General features: G+C 73.2%; 14 protein-coding genes. 5 read left to right on the top strand and 9 right to left on the bottom strand.

Annotated features, from left to right (window positions below; all coding sequences use genetic code 11):
• The first annotated feature begins 35 nt into the window (after nt 1-35).
• Nucleotides 36-1,439 (top strand): peptidoglycan-binding domain-containing protein, encoded by a 1,404-nt coding sequence (locus OJ962_RS10220; RefSeq protein ID WP_202952776.1) that lies wholly within the window; start codon nt 36-38, stop codon nt 1,437-1,439.
• On the opposite strand, the gene OJ962_RS10215 is transcribed toward OJ962_RS10220, so the two are convergent.
• The gene (locus OJ962_RS10215) at nt 1,420-2,523 is read right to left on the bottom strand and encodes an FAD-dependent oxidoreductase (RefSeq protein ID WP_202952775.1); all 1,104 of its coding nucleotides are present in this window, start codon (nt 2,521-2,523) and stop codon (nt 1,420-1,422) included. The genes OJ962_RS10220 and OJ962_RS10215 overlap by 20 nt on opposite strands.
• An 84-nt stretch (nt 2,524-2,607) precedes the next feature.
• Here OJ962_RS10215 and OJ962_RS10210 point away from each other — a divergent pair, with 84 nt between their 5' ends.
• The 3 genes from OJ962_RS10210 (at nt 2,608) to OJ962_RS10200 (ending at nt 6,000) form a co-directional block, all read left to right on the top strand.
• Entirely contained in the window at nt 2,608-4,458 is a 1,851-nt protein-coding gene (locus OJ962_RS10210) for a methyl-accepting chemotaxis protein (protein WP_202952774.1), read from the top strand.
• 180 nt (nt 4,459-4,638) lie between these two features.
• Nucleotides 4,639-4,884: an ACT domain-containing protein gene (locus tag OJ962_RS10205; protein WP_202952773.1), complete on the top strand. Its 246-nt coding sequence runs from the start codon at nt 4,639-4,641 to the stop codon at nt 4,882-4,884.
• A gap of 57 nt (nt 4,885-4,941) precedes the next feature.
• Entirely contained in the window at nt 4,942-6,000 is a 1,059-nt protein-coding gene (locus tag OJ962_RS10200; protein WP_202952772.1) for a LuxR C-terminal-related transcriptional regulator, read from the top strand.
• Here OJ962_RS10200 and OJ962_RS10195 read toward each other — a convergent pair.
• From OJ962_RS10195 to OJ962_RS10170, 6 genes are all read right to left on the bottom strand, one after another.
• Nucleotides 5,997-6,209 carry a hypothetical protein gene (locus OJ962_RS10195; protein ID WP_202952771.1) on the bottom strand — a complete coding sequence of 71 codons (213 nt, stop codon included), beginning with the start codon at nt 6,207-6,209 and terminating at the stop codon, nt 5,997-5,999. The two genes, OJ962_RS10200 and OJ962_RS10195, sit on opposite strands and share 4 nt — an antisense overlap.
• Before the next feature lie 9 nt (nt 6,210-6,218).
• The gene (locus tag OJ962_RS10190; RefSeq protein WP_202952770.1) at nt 6,219-6,962 is read right to left on the bottom strand and encodes an aldo/keto reductase; all 744 of its coding nucleotides are present in this window, start codon (nt 6,960-6,962) and stop codon (nt 6,219-6,221) included.
• A complete protein-coding gene (locus tag OJ962_RS10185; protein ID WP_202952769.1) occupies nt 6,949-7,086 on the bottom strand; it encodes a hypothetical protein in 138 nt (45 codons plus the stop codon). Before OJ962_RS10185 ends, OJ962_RS10190 begins: the two co-directional genes overlap by 14 nt.
• Nucleotides 7,087-7,095: 9 nt before the next feature.
• Nucleotides 7,096-8,295, bottom strand: a complete 1,200-nt coding sequence (locus OJ962_RS10180) for an aminotransferase-like domain-containing protein (protein ID WP_202952768.1) — start codon at nt 8,293-8,295, stop codon at nt 7,096-7,098.
• 160 nt (nt 8,296-8,455) lie between these two features.
• Nucleotides 8,456-8,620 carry a hypothetical protein gene (locus tag OJ962_RS10175; protein WP_202952767.1) on the bottom strand — a complete coding sequence of 55 codons (165 nt, stop codon included), beginning with the start codon at nt 8,618-8,620 and terminating at the stop codon, nt 8,456-8,458.
• Nucleotides 8,605-9,555, bottom strand: a complete 951-nt coding sequence (locus tag OJ962_RS10170; RefSeq protein WP_202952766.1) for a sigma-70 family RNA polymerase sigma factor — start codon at nt 9,553-9,555, stop codon at nt 8,605-8,607. Before OJ962_RS10170 ends, OJ962_RS10175 begins: the two co-directional genes overlap by 16 nt.
• Nucleotides 9,556-9,640: 85 nt before the next feature.
• Between OJ962_RS10170 and OJ962_RS10165 the strand changes: the two genes are divergently transcribed.
• Nucleotides 9,641-11,272 carry a penicillin-binding transpeptidase domain-containing protein gene (locus OJ962_RS10165; protein WP_270006320.1) on the top strand — a complete coding sequence of 544 codons (1,632 nt, stop codon included), beginning with the start codon at nt 9,641-9,643 and terminating at the stop codon, nt 11,270-11,272.
• A 90-nt stretch (nt 11,273-11,362) separates the two neighbouring features.
• On the opposite strand, the gene OJ962_RS10160 is transcribed toward OJ962_RS10165, so the two are convergent.
• Nucleotides 11,363-12,304 carry an acetamidase/formamidase family protein gene (locus OJ962_RS10160; protein ID WP_202952764.1) on the bottom strand — a complete coding sequence of 314 codons (942 nt, stop codon included), beginning with the start codon at nt 12,302-12,304 and terminating at the stop codon, nt 11,363-11,365.
• 173 nt (nt 12,305-12,477) lie between these two features.
• Nucleotides 12,478-15,414, bottom strand: coding sequence for a helix-turn-helix transcriptional regulator (locus OJ962_RS10155; protein ID WP_202952763.1), 2,937 nt, complete (start codon nt 15,412-15,414; stop codon nt 12,478-12,480).
• Between the last annotated feature and the right edge of the window lie 11 nt (nt 15,415-15,425).

The following is a 15,425-nucleotide window of genomic DNA, read 5'->3' as shown; positions in this document are numbered from 1 at the left end:
GAACTTCTACCGTGGATGTGCGTTTGCTGCCGGTGATGCGACGGTGTTCCGTGATCGCGCTGGCGGCCTGCAGCGCCGGGCTGCTGGCCCCCGCAAGCGCCGACGCAGCGCGCAAACGCGCGCCTGAGCTGACCCGCATCCGCTGCGTGCCGGCCGCGTCGGCGACCTGCAAGTCCGGTGTCAAGGTGACCGTCGGCCGCCAGCTGCAGCTCAGTGGCCGGCGCGTCTACAAGGGCATGCGCGTGTCGTTCCGGTGGACGCGCGGCGCGCTCGCGACCAAGCTCGACCGCAGCCGCGTCGGGTACGTCGCCCGCGTGCCGCCGGGCACGCGTGCGGGCACGGTGCAGGTGACGGTCTCCGACCGCGCCGGCCGGCGCTCGAACGCGATCCGCATCACGGTCACCGCACCGCCGCGGGTCGGCGGCCCGGCGCCGCAGCAACCCGGTGCGCTGCCCGACGTGTTCCGCGGCAACGGCATGTGGATCTGGCAGCTGCCGAGCTCCGAGGGCGGCGACGCGGCCGCGATCGGCGCCCGGGCGCGCGCGTCCGGCATCTCGACCGTGTTCGTCAAGAGCTCGGACGGCGCGAGCAGCCGCTGGGGCCAGTTCTCCGCCGAGTCGGTCGCGGCGCTCAAGGCCCAGGGGCTGCGCGTCTGCGCGTGGCAGTACGTGTACGGCAACGATCCGGCGGGCGAGGCCGCGCTGGGCGCGGACGCGGTCGCGGACGGCGCCGACTGCCTCGTGATCGACGCCGAGAGCGAGTACAAGGGCAAGTACGACGCCGCGCGCGAGTACATGGGCGCGCTGCGGGCGGCCGTCGGCCCGGCGTACCCGATCGGGTTCACGAGCTTCCCGTACGTCGACTACCACGACAGCCTGCCCTACTCCGTCTTCCTCGGCCCGGGCGGCGCGAACGCGAACCTGCCGCAGGTCTACTGGAAGGACATCGGCAACACCGTCGAGGCCGTGTCGGGCCGTACCCTCGCCCAGAACCGCGTGTACGGCGTCCCGATCGCGCCGATCGGCCAGACCTACGACAACGCCCCGCCGGCCGAGATCGCGCAGTTCCGCTCCCTGTGGGCGGCCTACGGAAGCGCCGGCGTGTCCTGGTGGTCCTGGCAGGCGACGAGCGAGCCCGGCTGGGCGGCGCTCGCCGCCGCGGTCGCGTCCCCGCCGCTGCCACCGCCGGACCCGGGCTGGCCCGCGCTCGCGCGCGGCAACAGCGGCGACCAGGTGCTGTGGCTGCAGCAGCGCCTCGCGTCGGCGGTGCCGTCCGTGGCGCGCACGGGCACGTTCGACGCCGCGACCGACGCGGGCCTGCGCGAGTTCCAGGCTGCCCGCGGCCTGCCGGTGACCGGCACCACGGACGCCCTTACCTGGCAGGCCGTGCTCGGACCCCGTCACGCCGTAGGTCTTTATGTCAAGCGCCGATTGAACTGAAAGGACCAGTCGCGCGCCCTGACAGCACGGCGAGCGCTCGGCCCGGGAACATCCGCGCGAACACCGGGAACAGCAGATCGCGCGGAAGTGCCATCGCGTTGCAGTCGCTCTGGAAGACGGTGTTGAGCGAGCGCGCCCCGAAGGCGTAGAAGCGCGCCTGCGCCCGCCGCGACGCCTCGAACGCGGCCAACGAGTCCGCGTCGGCCAGCGCCGCCGCGTCCATCAGCGCGAGGTTCGCGCCCTGCCCGAGCTGCGGTGAGAGCGCGTGCGCGGCGTCGCCCAGCACCACCAGCCGGCCCGCATGCCAGCGCGGCAGCGAGATCTGCCGGTAGGAGGCCTCCAGCAGCGTGTCCATCGAGCCCAGGTCGAGCGTCTCGGCCACGGGCGCGAGCGCGACGAGCTCACGCCGGAACGCGTCCATCCCGGCGGCGCGCACCTGCGCCACCCGGTCCAGCCGGACCGACCAGAACAGCGACACCGCGCCGCTGCCGGTCGGCAGGAAGCCCGCCATCCGCGAGGCCCCGTCGAAGTACTGGTCCAGCTCGGTCCCGAACACGCCGCCCGGATCGTCGAAGACGCCCCACAGCGCTCCCCAGCGGTGCTCGTAGACCCGCGCGCGCACGTCCAGGAAGCGCCGCATCGTCGAGCGCGCGCCGTCCGCGCCCACGACGAGGTCGTACGGCCCGTGCGTGCGCCCGCGCGCGTCGGTGAGCACACCCTCCGGCCGGTAGTCGACGATCTCCGCGCCCGCGATCACCCGCACGCCCGCGTCGACGGCGGCGTCGCACAGCGCGGAGAACAGCGCCCCGCGGTGCACGCCGAGGCCGTGTTCACCGCGGTACGCCATGTCCATGAACCGCCGGCCGCGCACCGTGGTCCCGACGATCCGGTCGATGCGCGCGGCGCCCGCCTCGACCCGCTCAAGCACCCCCAGCCGCGCCAGCACGCCCATGCCCGTCGGCTGCAGCAGCAGGCCGGCGCCCACCGGACCGGGCTCGGGCGCCCGCTCGAGCACCTCCACGTGAGCGCCCGCGCGCGCGAGCAGGATCGCCGTAGCAAGTCCGGCCGTGCCTGCCCCTACCACACCCGTCCGCTTGAAAGTTGTCGATCGGGGCGGCAAAGCTCACGTCGCCTTTATGAGAGAAGTTCTCATGCCGACCTCTCGCATATGAAACCGATCCGCAATCTGCCAATCGCCGCGCGCCTGGGTGGCGCGTTCGGCGTTCTTTGCCTGGCGTTGGCGATTGTCGCCTTCACGGGCATGCATGCCCTCTCGGGCCTCCGTGAGGACACGGACAACCTCGGCGAGCGCCAGCTCGTCTCCGCGCAACTGCTCGGCCTCATGCAGGAACGCGCCAAGGACAACATCGCACTCATCGGCCAGCATCTTTACGTCGACGACGGCAGCCTGGCCAAGCAGGACGCGCACCTGAAAGAAATCGAGGGCAACTGGGCCCGCAGCAAGGCTGACGGCGCCAGGCTCGACCAGCTCTTCAAGGGCACGTCCGCCGAGCAGGAGTTCAGCGCCTGGGCCGACATCCGCGCCAAGGTCCTCGACATCCAGAAGCAGACGCTCGAGGCCTCGCGCGCCGAGACGGTGCGCAACGCGGAGGACCGCAGCGCGTCGCGCACCCTGTTCGAGGGGCAGTTGCTCGTGCTCGACACCGAGATGGAGAAGATCGGCGCGAAGCTCGAAGCCGCCACCACCGAGTTCGCCGCCGCCGGTATCAAGGACGCGCACCACGAGCACGCGAGCGGCTCGCGCCTGATGCTGATCGTCGCCATCCTCGCCATCCTCGCCGCCATCGGGCTCGCCGTCTGGGTCACGCGCTCCGTCGTGCGCCCGGTCCGTGACCTCAACGACCGCATGACGAGCCTCGACAACCACTGCCTCAACGACCTCGCGACCGCGATGGACCGCATGGCCGAGGGCGACCTGACCTTCGGCGTCACCCCCGTGACGACCCCGATCGAGGTCAAGTCGACCGACGAGCTCGGCCGCCTCTCCAGCACCTTCAACACGATGCTGGGCAAGGCGCAGCACTCCGTCCGCGGCTACGAGGCCATGCGCGCGCAGCTCAGCGGCGTCATCAGCGAGGTCGCCGCGGGCGCCGGCACGGTCGCATCCGCCTCCCAGGAGATGGCTGCCACGTCCGACGAGGCCGGTCGCGCCGTGGGCGAGATCGCGTCCGCCGTCACCGACGTCGCGCAGGGCGCCGAGCGCCAGGTGCGCATGGTCGAGTCCACCCGTGAGGCCGTCCAGGAGGCCGCGCGCGCCGCCACCGTCAGCGCCGAGAGCGCGACGGTCACGGCCGAGGCGGCCAAGGAGGCCCGCAGCGTCGCCGAGCAGGGCGTCACCGCGGCCGCGCAGGCCACGGACGCGATCCGTCAGGTCGCGGAGTCGTCGGCCAACGTCGGCACCGCGATGGAGGACCTGGCCAGCAAGTCCGCCCAGATCGGCGGAATCGTGACCACGATCACCGGCCTGGCCGAGCAGACCAACCTGCTGGCGCTCAACGCCGCGATCGAGGCCGCCCGCGCCGGCGAGCAGGGCAAGGGCTTCGCCGTCGTGGCCGAGGAGGTCCGCAAGCTGGCCGAGGAGTCCCAGGCCGCCGCGGGCCAGATCTCGAGCCTGATCGGCGAGATCCAGGCCGAGACGCAGAACGTCGTGGGCGTCGTCGCCGAGGGCGGCCGCCGCACGGCCGACGGCGTCGCCACGGTCGAGCAGACCCGCGAGGCGTTCGAGGCGATCGGCACGGCCGTCGAGGACGTCACGAGCCGCGTCGGCGAGATCGCCACGGCCGTCCACCAGATCTCCGCCGAGGCGCAGCGCGCCGCGACGGACATCGCCGAGGTGGCCGCGGTCGCCGAGCAGTCGTCGGCTTCGGCCGAGCAGGTGTCGGCGTCCACGCAGCAGACGAGCGCCTCCACGCAGGAGATCGCCGCTTCGGCCCAGACGCTCGCGTCCACGGCCGAGACGCTCAACGGCCTGGTTGGCCGCTTCAAGCTGACCGTGTAGAGTCAGACGCAATGGAGCCGTTCGCCACAGATCTCGTGTCGAACGGCTTCGCCTGCTCCATCGCCATCATCATTCGCTAGGCCCGCGGAACTCCACCGCGGGCCTCTGTCGTTCCTGGGGGAACGTCGGCGGGTGGTGCGCGCGCGGGCAGCTTCTCTTCGGGGACGAGAAAGGTCTCCCATGCTGCTCCTTCCCCCCGGCGTCGCCCCCTCCTCCGTCACGCGGCTGTCCGTGCAGGTCCTCGACCGCCCCGGAGTTCTGCTGCGCGTGCTCGGAATCTGCCAGCGCCGCGGCGCGCGCGTCCTGGCCATGACGTACGCGCACGACCGGATCGAGCTCGCCGTGAGCGCCGACGAACGCCATCTGCAGCTGCTCCGGGGGCGTCTGGAGGGGGCGATCGACGTGCTCGGTGTGAGCAGCCGTTGAGAAGAATCCGCGCCCGCTGATTGGCGTCCGGCGTGCTGAAGGGCTACGAATCTGGAGATGTTGGTCGCGGAAGGCACCAGAGCGCGCCACGTGCGCGTGCTGGTGGTCGACTCGAATGAGGTGCTGGGCAACGGTCTGCGCTGGCTGCTGACGCGCGTGCCCTGGGTGGAACGGTGTGCGCTGCGCGACGAGCCCGTGGCCGGCTACGACCTCGCGCTCGTGGACGTCGGGCTGGGCCTGCCGCTGTGCGAGCGGATCGCGGCGACCGGCGCGCGGACCGCGCTGCTGGCGTCGCGGTGGGACGACGTGCCGCTGCGCACCGCTCGCGCGGCGGGCGCGCACGGCGTGATCGCGCGCGAGGCTCCGGCGCGGGACATCCTGAACGCCGTGCGGGAGCTCGCCCGCGGCGGCACCCCGGAGCCGGCGCCCGCCCCGCACGACGCGGTGCGCTTCACGCCGCGCGAGCGCGAGATCCTGCGCCAGGTCGGCGCAGGGCTCACGAACGCGGAGATCGGCGCGCACATGTTCCTCGCGCCGGGCACGGTCAAGCACCACATGCTCGGCATCTACGACAAGCTCGGCGCGCGCAACCGCGCCGGAGCGGTCCACGCCGCACGCCGCCTCGGGATCGTCGCGGAAGCGCACGAGCCGTTCGCCGAGCCCGCCGAGCCGCTGCGGGTGCTCGTCGCCGACCCGGTGGACGTGCGCCGCGCCGGCATCCTGCTGTGGCTGCACGGCCGCCCGTGGGTGGCGGCCTGCGCGGGCGCGCGCACGCTCGAGGACACGCGTGCCATGGCCGCGCGCCTGACACCAGAGCTGATCCTGGCCGGCGCGCCCGAGCTCGCCCTCCCCGGCGTCCCGACGCTCGCGCTGCGCGACGACGGCACCATCGCCCAGCCCGTCGGCACCGAGCCGAGCGCCGGCGTCTCCCCGCGCGAGCGGGACGTGCTGTTCGCGTTCGCCGCGGGCGCGACCAACCCGGTGATCGCGCGAGACCTCGGGCTGTCGCCGAACACGGTCAAGCAGCACGCCTCCTCGATCTTCCGCAAGCTCGGCGTGCGCAACCGCGCGGAGGCGGTTGCACGGGCGGACGAGCTCGGCCTGCTCGCGGCCTAACCCGCGTACGCGACTTCGACCAGCGCGATGAAGCCGATCGCGAGGGCCGCGCCGCCGCACCCGAGAGCGACGAGCAGCACGTCGCGGTTCGCCTCCGACCAGGCGCGGCCGGCGAGCATGGCGGCGCCGGCGCCGGCGATCACGCCCGGGAACGTCAGCCCGACCAAGGCCAGGACGAGCGCGGCGACGCCGACGAGAAGCGCGGTCACGGGATCCGGTTACCCGGTCGCCTGGCGGGCGATGCGCTCGCGCTCGTCGGGGTTCAGCCACGGGCCGTCGCCCGCCGCGGCGTTGCTCCGGACCCGCTCGGGCTTGGACGAGGCGGGGATCGCGACGGTCACGCGCGGGTCGCTGAGCACCCACTTGAGGAGCTCCTCGGCGGGGACGCGCGCGGTCAGGCGGCCCGCGCCGAGCGGGCGCATGACCACCACGCCGAGACCGAGCTCCTCCGCGAGCGGCAGGATCCGCTGCTCGACCTCGCGCTCGAGCGGGTTGTACGGAATCTGGATCGCGCCGATCCGGCCCGTCTTCATCACGGTCTCGAGCTCGTCGAACGCGGACGGTGAGTAGTGCGTCGCGCCGATCACGCCCACCAGGCCGCGGTGCTGGAGGCGCTCGAGCAGGTCCAAGCGGGCGCGCCAGGCGACCAGGTTGTGGATCTGGAAGAGATCGACGCGCCCGTAGAGGTCGAGCGAGCGGCGGGCCTGGCGCTCGGCCTTGCCTTCGTCGGGCGTCCACAGCTTGTCGGCGACGAACGCCTCGTCGCGGCGCCCTTCGAGCCCGTGCGCGAGCACGCGCTGGGCTTCGCCGTACATCGGCGAGGTGTCGAGGAAGGTGGCGCCGCTGTCGAGCGCCGTGTGCACGACCTCGTCCCGTGTGCCGGAGACGTCGAGCGTCTGCCACGTGCCCATGCCGACGACGGGCACGCGCGGCCCGCCGCGGCCGAGCTCACGTGTCTCCATCGTCGTCTGGTTCGTCCGTTCCGGCTTCTTCGGGCTCCGGCTCGGGCGCAGTGTCCTCGCGCTCGTCGTGCTCGCGCATGGCGTCGCGCACCTTGTCCATGTCAGGGCGGGGCCGTTCCGTCATGCCAGGTGCCTACCCCCTGCAGGCCACTCCGAGACGGGCGGCGCCCTCGCGCAGCTCCTCCGGCGTGGCGGTCGCGAACGACACGCGCAGCGTCTCCGGACGCGGCTCCCCCGCGTAGAAGTACTTGCCCGGAACGAAGGCCACGCCGCGGTCCAGCGCGCGCGGGAGGATCACCTCGGCGTCGTGGCCGGCCGGCAGCTCGACCCAGATGAACAGGCCGCCCTCGGGCTCGGTCATGCGCGCGCCGGCGGGCAGGTGCTCGCGCAGCCCGGAGCGCAGCGCGTCGCGGCGCGGGCGGTAGTGCGCGGCGAGCGAGGCGATGTGGTCGCCGAGGTCGTGCGTGGCCAGCCAGCGCTCGGCGGCGAGCTGGTTGACGGTCGACGTGTGCAGGTCCGCCGCCTGCTTGGCCACCGCGAGCGGGCCGTGCAGGGACTCGGGGGCGCGCACGTAGCCGATCCGCAGGCCCGGCGAGAGGACCTTGGACAGCGTCTGGATGACGAGCGTGCGCTCCGGCGCGTAGGACGCCAGCAGCGGCGCGTCCTCTCCCTCCAGGCGCAGCGCGCTGTACGGGTCGTCCTCCACCAGCCACAGCCCGGCCTGGGCGGCTGCGTCGGCGATCGCGGCGCGCCGCGCGGCAGGCATCGTGCGACCGGTCGGGTTCTGGAAGGTCGGGATCAGATAGGCGACCTTCGCGCCGTGGCGGCGGGCGAGCTCAAGCAGGCCCTCGGGGTCCGGGCCGTGGTCGTCGCACGGGATCGGCACCGCCTGCAGGTCCGCCAGCTGGAAGGCCTGCAGCGCCGCGAGGTAGGTCGGGTCCTCGACGAGCACGACGTCGCCGGGGTTCAGCAGCGCGCTCGCGATCAGGCCCAGCGCCTGCTGGGAGCCGGTCGTGATCAGCAGGTCGTCGCCGGCGACATCGAGCCCGCGCGTGGACATGAAGGCCGCGAGGCGGGCCCGTAAGCCGGGGTCGCCCTCGGTGGTGGAGTACTGCAGCGCGCGGATCGCATCTGGGCCGGCAAGAACCTCGTCGAACGCGGCGCGCAGGCCGGGCACGTCGAACGTGTCCGGCGCGGGCAGCCCGCCGGCGAGCGAGATGATCTCCGGCCGCATCGCGATCTGCAGCAGCTCGCGCACGGGCGAGGACTGCGTGGAGGCGAGACGGTCCGACAGGGGGGCGCCGGCAAGCGGCGCGGGAGGCGAGATGGCCATGGGTGAAGCTCCGGGTTGAGTGGACGTGGACCCGCCGCTCTCCCGGCCGGGCCGGGTCTTACGGAGCGACGGAGCGGGCTACTCGCCTCATCTGGGTCAATGGTACGGCTTCAGATGCTCGGATGTCCACGCTTTCTCGTGGAGGTCCGTCAACGTCCCCCTATGCGTCCTCGGGCGGCGGCTCTCCCGGCCCGGGGCTCTGGCTGCCGCGCTCGTCGTGCTCGCGCTGCTCGTCGGCGTTGTAGTAGCCGATGCGGTTGTGCTCGCCGCGCTCGGGCTCTGCGTCCGGCTCGCGGCGATCGTCGTCCTTCAGTGGGTTCGCCATGTCGGAGGCCTACCCGGCAACCCGAACACGTCGAACAGCGCCGGATCGAGGAACGCGACCGCGTCGACGATCGCGCCGCGGTCATCCAGCGTGATCACGTGGATGGCGTTCGGCAGCCACTCGCCGTCGATCAGCTTGTAGGTGCCGAACGCGGGCTGGCCGTTGGCCCGCGTGGGCACGAAGATGCGCGGGATCGACAGCGGGCCGGTGGGCAGGAACGCGCGGATGGCGTCGTGGCCGCGGAACCACTCGGAGTTCGGCGGCATGCTGAACGTGGCGTCTTCGGCCAGCATGTGCACCACGGCGTCGACGTCGCCGCGGTTCCAGGCCTCGACGTAGCGCTCCACGATGTCCGCGACCGCTCGATCGCCGAGCCGCTGGAGCGTCGCCTGCTGGGATTGGTCCGGGAGCCGCTCGTCGACCGCCGCGCGGGCGCGCTGCATCGCGCTGTTCACGGACGCCGGCGTGGTGTCGAGCAGCTCGGCGGTCTCCTTGGCGCTGAAGCCCAGGACCTCGCGCAGGATCAGCACCGCGCGCTGGGTGGCCGGCAGGTGCTGGAGCGCGGCGATGAACGCCAGCTCGACGCTCTCGCGCCGCTCGTAGGAGGCGCCGGGGTCGTCCGGATACGGCTCCAGGTAGGCGATCTCGGTCAGCGGCGCCTCGTCGGGGCCGCGGTCGATCGGCAGCTCGCGCTTGCCCTTGCGGCGCGCGATCGCGTCCAGGCACGTGTTGGTCGCGATCCGGTACAGCCACGTCTTCGGCTGCGCGCGGCCCTCGAAGCGGTCGAACGCCTTCCACGCGCGCAGCAACGCCTCTTGCAGCGCGTCCTCCGCGTCCTGCACGGAGCCGAGCATCCGGTAGCAATGCGCGTGCAGCTCGCGCCGGTGCGGCTCGATGAGCTCCTGGTAGGCGTGCTCGTACGCGGCGGTGCTCATCCGCTCAGGGTAAACAGTCCGAGCGACCCGCTAGAAAAGGGTGGTGGCCCGTCGACGTCGACGCCGTTCCGGGGGACTCGGGTACGTGCCCCGAGCGGGCTCGCCGTTCCTGTCCCCGCCCAAGCACGCCCGCCGCCGGCGCCGGCGCGGGCCGTCGCTGAGCATCGTCTTCACGGCGATCGTGCTGCTCGGCGGGCTGGCCGCGGCCGGGTACGCGGGCGTGCGCGCGTACCTGGACGAGGACGAGCGCCTGCCGGCGGTGGTCGCGTTCACGCAGGCGTGGGAGCGCCAGGACTACGAGGCGATGTACCGGCTCCTGGACGTGAAGAGCCAGCGCGCGAACCCGAAGATCTCGTTCCTCGCCGACTACCGGCGCGCCAACCGGGCGGCAACGGTGGAGAAGGTGCGTGTGGGCCGGGCCGGCCCGCTGCTCAGCGGCGGGAAGGTCGTCGTGCCGGTGACGGTGGAGACCAAGGACTTCGGCCGGCTGCCCGACCGCGAGATCGAGTTCACGGCGTCCGAGAACGAGCAGGGCGAGGGCCGCGTGGCCTGGACGCCCGCGCTGCGGCTCCCCGGCCTGCGCGAGGGCGAGGACGTGCGCCGCCGTTCGGGCGCGCCCCCCAGGCGCGGGAACATCTACGCCGCGGGCGGCAAGCTGCTCGACTCCGACGAGCTGGGTGCGTCGATCGCGGGCGTCGCTGGCGACAAGCCGACCGGCCTGAACCGCATCTACGAAGAGCGCCTGGCGGGCAAGCGCAGCTCGACGCTGCGCTTCGGGGACCGCGTGATCGCCCGCGTGAAGGGCACGCCCGGCAAGTCGGTGACCACCACGATCCGGCTGGGGCTGCAGCGGCAGGCCAACGACGCGCTCGGCGGCCAGCTGGGCGGCATCGCGATCATCAAGCCGAGCGACGGGTCGGTGCTCGCGCTGGCGGGGCTCGCGGTGAGCGCTCCCCAGCCGCCCGGGTCCGTGTTTAAGGTCGTCACCGCCGCGGCGGCGCTGCACTACAAGAAGGCCACCATGGGCTCGTCGTATCCCGCGCGCTCCTTCGCGACGCTGTCGGGCGCGAAGCTGCGCAACGCCGGCGACTCCGCGTGCGGCGGGTCGTTGACGACCTCGTTCGCGAAGTCCTGCAACAGCGTGTTCGGGCCGCTGGGCGCCAAGGTGGGCGCGAAGCGGATGGTCGCCATCTCGAAGAAGTTCGGCTTCTTCGAGCAGCCGGACATCCCCGCGGCGAAGATCTCGACGATCCCCGAGGCCGCAGAGATGAAGGACGCGATCGCCGTCGGCTCGGCCGCGATCGGCCAGAACACCGATCAGGCGACGCCGCTGCAGATGGCGTCGGTGGCCGCGACGATCGCCAACAAGGGCGTGCGGATCAAGCCGTGGCTGGCGGGCACCAAGCGCAAGCGGACGAGGGTCGTCAGCGCGAAGGTCGCCGCCAACGTCCGCACGATGATGATCGCCAACGTGGCCTCGGGCACCGGCACGGCGGCGCAGGTCCCGGGCGTGACCGTGGCGGGCAAGACCGGCACGGCCGAGCTCGTCTCCACCGGCGACATCGCCCAGAACGCGAAGAACACGACCGCCTGGTTCGTGGCCTTCGCCCCCGCGCAGAACCCGAAGGTCGCGATCGCCGTGATGCTCCCGAACCAGGGCCAGGGCGGCACGAATGCCGCCCCGGTCGCCAAGCGGGTCCTGCAGGCCGCCCTCTAGAAGCGCGCCGCCCGGCGTAACTCACGAACCGCTCGAGGGGTGCAGCAAGGAGCTTCCGCTGAGCGGAAGGAGATTGCGGCACCCCCCTCCCTAGATCAGCTCCAGCGCGAAGATGGCCTCCGGCAGCACCGCCGAGACGACGAACTGCCCCGCGTCCACGATCTCCGAGATCTTGAGGTCCACGACGAGCGAGCACAGGACGTAGGCGTCCTCGCGCGAGAGCCCGTGCTCGGACACCAGGTGGTCGATCATCGCTCGCGTCGCGTTCTGCGCGTTCTCGAACAGGTCCGGACCGACGCCCGTGGTGGCGAAGAACGAGCCGTCGTCGACGGCGGGAGTGAGCGGGCCGGGCGCCGTGCGGTACTGCGGCGCGGGGATCGAGCGCTTCTCGACGCTGAACCGCATCGTCGCGTACATCGGGGCCTCGAGGCCGGTGACGCAGATCTCGCCGTCGCCCTGGCAGCCGTGCGCGTCGCCGGTCGAGAACAGCGCGCCACGCTCCTGCACCGGCAGGTACAGCGTCGTGCCCTTCACGAGGTGGCGGGTGTCGAGGTTGCCGCCGAACACGCCCGGGGGCATGATCGGCGTCCCGCTCGCGCCCGCCGGGCAGACGCCCATCGTCCCCATGAACGGGTCCAGCGGGACGGTGATGTCCTCGCGGAAGTGGGTGACGTCGCCCTCGGTGAGGTCGAAGATGCGCAGGTAGGGCTCGGTGAAGTCGTCGGCCAGCAGGCCGAGCCCGGGCAGGATCGCGGCCCAGCCCCAGCCCTTGGTGTGGATGTCCAGGACCTCGATCGCGAGCGTGTCGCCCGGCTCGGCGCCCTCGACGTACACCGGCCCGCTCAACGGGTACACGCGGTCCCAGTCGAGCGTCGCGATCACGCTCGTGTCGGACCCCGGCCCGATCTGGTTGTCGGACACGTCACGGGTCTCGTAGACGACGGTGTCGCCGTCGGCGATCGTCAGGACCGGCTCGTTGCCCGCGTCCCACGTGAAGTGGACCCGGTCCGTCGGGAAGTAGTGCGTGGCCATTCGCGCACCCTACTCACGGTCGAACCGGGTTTGGACCGTGGGCCATGTCCGCACGGTCAACGTTCCCGCACAATTCTTCTCATGCGGGAACCTCTCATCACGGCCACGCTCCTCTCCATCTACGTGGGCACGCGCGGCACCGCGAAGGCGCTCGGGGCGCTCCAGCGCGTGTTCTAGACCAACCCCACGCGGTGGGCGACCGCTGCGGCCTCCGTGCGGGAACGCACGTCGAGCTTGGAGAGGATGCGCGAGACGTGGACGCTCGCGGTCTTCTCGGCCATGTACAACGCGGCGCCGATCTCCCGGTTGGTGCGCCCGGCGGCGAGCAGGGCCAGGACCTGCTTCTCGCGCGGCGTGAGGCCGAACGGGTCTTCGCCGTCTTCCGTGGCAGTCGGCGCGGAAGGCGGCGAAGGCTCGTCCGCGTCCAGCCGCAGCCGGGCCCGCAGCGCGAAGCCCTCGATCTCCGAGGCGAGCCACGTGGCGCCGACCGCCGAGGCCGCGGCCAGGGCCTCGGCGGCGGCGACCGCCGCGCCCTCGCGGTTGCCGCCGGCCAGCAGTGCCTCGGCGCGCCGCCGCTGCGCCTGCGCCGCACGGTACGGGCGGCCCAGCGCCTGCCAGGCGGAGACCGCCGCGGCCCACAGCTCCGGGTCGTCCTCGTCACGGGCGCGCGCGAGCTCGGCGTGGGCCAGCGTGAGGAACGCGCGCTCGACCGGCCGCTCGCCCTCCGCGCAGGCCTCGACGCGCGCCAGCAGGCCCTCGGCCATCATGATCGCGAGCTCCGGGTCCTCGCCGAGATCGCGCGCCCGGACGGCCGCGTCGGCGTGCACGCGCACGCCCGAGGCGGCCACGCGGGCCATGCGCGCGACGTCCTGCGAGCAGAAGTCCAGCCGGTCGAGCGCGTTGTCGATCGCGGCCACGGCGGCTTCCAGGTCGCCGGCGCGGCGCTCGAGCTCGGCCCGGAGCGCGCCGAGCGGCCCGATCCACTGCGGCTCGCGCGTGTCCGCGGCCACGTCCTCGGCGGCGTCGAGCAGCGTCCGCGCCGTGTCGTGATCACCGCGACCGAGCGCGAGCTCGATCCGGCGCAGCGCGTCGTTGATGAACGTCGTGCCCTGGGCGGGCCGGCCGGGTGAGGGCAGCGCGGCCTCGGCCACGTCCCATTCCCCCGCTTCGAACGCGAGCTCGGCGCACAGCAGCATCAGCCAGCGGCGCGGCGTGCCGCGGGCGGCGGCCAGCTCGAGGCCTTCGGCGGCGATCTTGCGCGCATCCGCCAGGCGCCCCGCGCCCGCGAGCGCGTCGGCCATGTTCACGTGCGTGCTCAGGAAGTAGAAGATGTCGTTCTGTTGGGAGCGCTGCATCGCCTCGCGCAGCGCGGCCTCGCCCTCCTCGTAGCGCGCCATGCCGAACAGCACGACGCCCTTGGCGTCCAGCGCGCGCAGCTCGGACACCTGGTCGCCGGCCGCGCGCGCGACCTCGATCGCCTCGTCGGCGACCTCCAGCGTCTCGTGCAGGCGCGACTCGAGCATGAGCTCCTTCGCCATGCCGGCGAGCAGCGTCGCGCGCGTGCCGCTCGGCCCCTCGGGCAGCAGCGCCAGCGCCTCGCGCCGCGTCTCGGCGGCGGCGGCCGAGCGGCCCTGGTTGAACTGCTGGCGCGCCGTCAGCTCCAGCAGCTGAGCGGTGCGGACCGGGTCGGAGTCGCCGAGCTCGGCGATCGCGGCGCGCAGGTAGGACTCGGCCCGCGCGGGCTCGTGCTCGCGGTCGTTGGTCCAGGCCGCGTTGCGCAGCAGCTCGACGTGGTCGAGCCCGGTCAGCTCCTCCGCGTTGGGCACGCGGTCCCACAGCTGCAGCGCACGGGAGTACAACGCCGCGGCCTCGCCGTTGGCGTGGACGCTCTCGGCCGCCGCACCCGCCCGGACGCTGGCCGCGAGCGCCGCGGGCTGGTCGCCGGACTCCAGGTAGTGGTGAGCGATGCCGGTCGCCAGGTACGCGCCGCCGCCGTTGGGCAGGGACGCCGCACGCTCCTCGAGCGCCCGCGCGAGCGCGAGGTGCAGCGAGGCGCGCTCGCCCGGCAGCAGATCGTCCACGACGACCTCGCGCAGCAGTGCGTGCCGGAACGAGTAGAAGCCCTCCTCGTCGGCCACGACCAGCTGCGCGGCGACGGCCTCGCGGGCGGGGCCGCGCGGGTCGAAGTCGCAGGCGGCGGACAGGATCTGGTGATCCAGCCGGCGGCCGGCGGCGATCACGCGCAGCAGCTCCTGCGCGTCGGGCGAGAGCCGCTCGATCCGCAGCATGAGCGCGTCGCGCAGCGTCGGCGGGAGCGCGCCGCGGCCGTCCAGCCCGGCCGCGAGCAGCTCCTCGGCGAAGAGCGGATTGCCCTCCGAGCGCGAGAACAGGCGGTCCAGCAGGTCGGGCCGCGGAGCCGCGCCGAGGATGTCGGCGAGCTGCTCGCCCAGCTCGGCGCGGGTGAGCGGGCGCAGTTCGACGCGCCGGGCGCGGGCGTCGCGCTCCAGCTCGGCCAGCAGCGGGCGCAACGGGTGGCGACGGTGCAGCTCGTCCGGCCGGTAGGTGGTGACCACGAGTACGCGCTCGCGGCACAGTGAGGAAGCGAGGTAGACGAGGAACGCGCGGGTCGAGCGGTCCGCCCAGTGCAGGTCCTCGATCGTGAGCAGCAGGCCGTCGTCGCGGGCGAGCAGCTCGAGCAGCTCCAGCAGCCCGTCGAACAGCCGCGCCTGGGCCGTGGCCTCGTCGTCGGTGCGCGTCTCCGCGGCGCCGAGCCCCGGCAGGATCTGCGCGAGCGCGGCCCGCGCGGGATCGGTGAGCGCGGCGAACGCCTCGTGGCCGGAGCGCGCCAGCGGGCGCAGCGCGCCGACGATCGGGGCGTACGGCAGCTCGCTCTCGCCCAGCTCGACGCAGTCGCCGCCGATCACGCGCATGCCGTCCTCGCGCGCCAGGCGCTCGAGCTCGGCCACCAGCCGCGTCTTGCCGAGCCCGGACTCACCCGCGATGAACGCGATCGCCGGGCGGCCCTGGGCAGCTTCCGTCAGCCCCGCCCGCAACTCGGCGAGCTCTGCGGCCCGGCCGACGAAGGTCGTGCTGGTCACACGGGACGCCACGACCTCAGTAT

It is taken from the genome of Solirubrobacter deserti, assembly GCF_027587175.1.
Lineage (GTDB): Bacteria > Actinomycetota > Thermoleophilia > Solirubrobacterales > Solirubrobacteraceae > Solirubrobacter > Solirubrobacter deserti.
The sequence above is the reverse complement of the archived record's forward strand: the minus strand, read 5'-3'. Positions and strand labels throughout refer to the sequence as shown.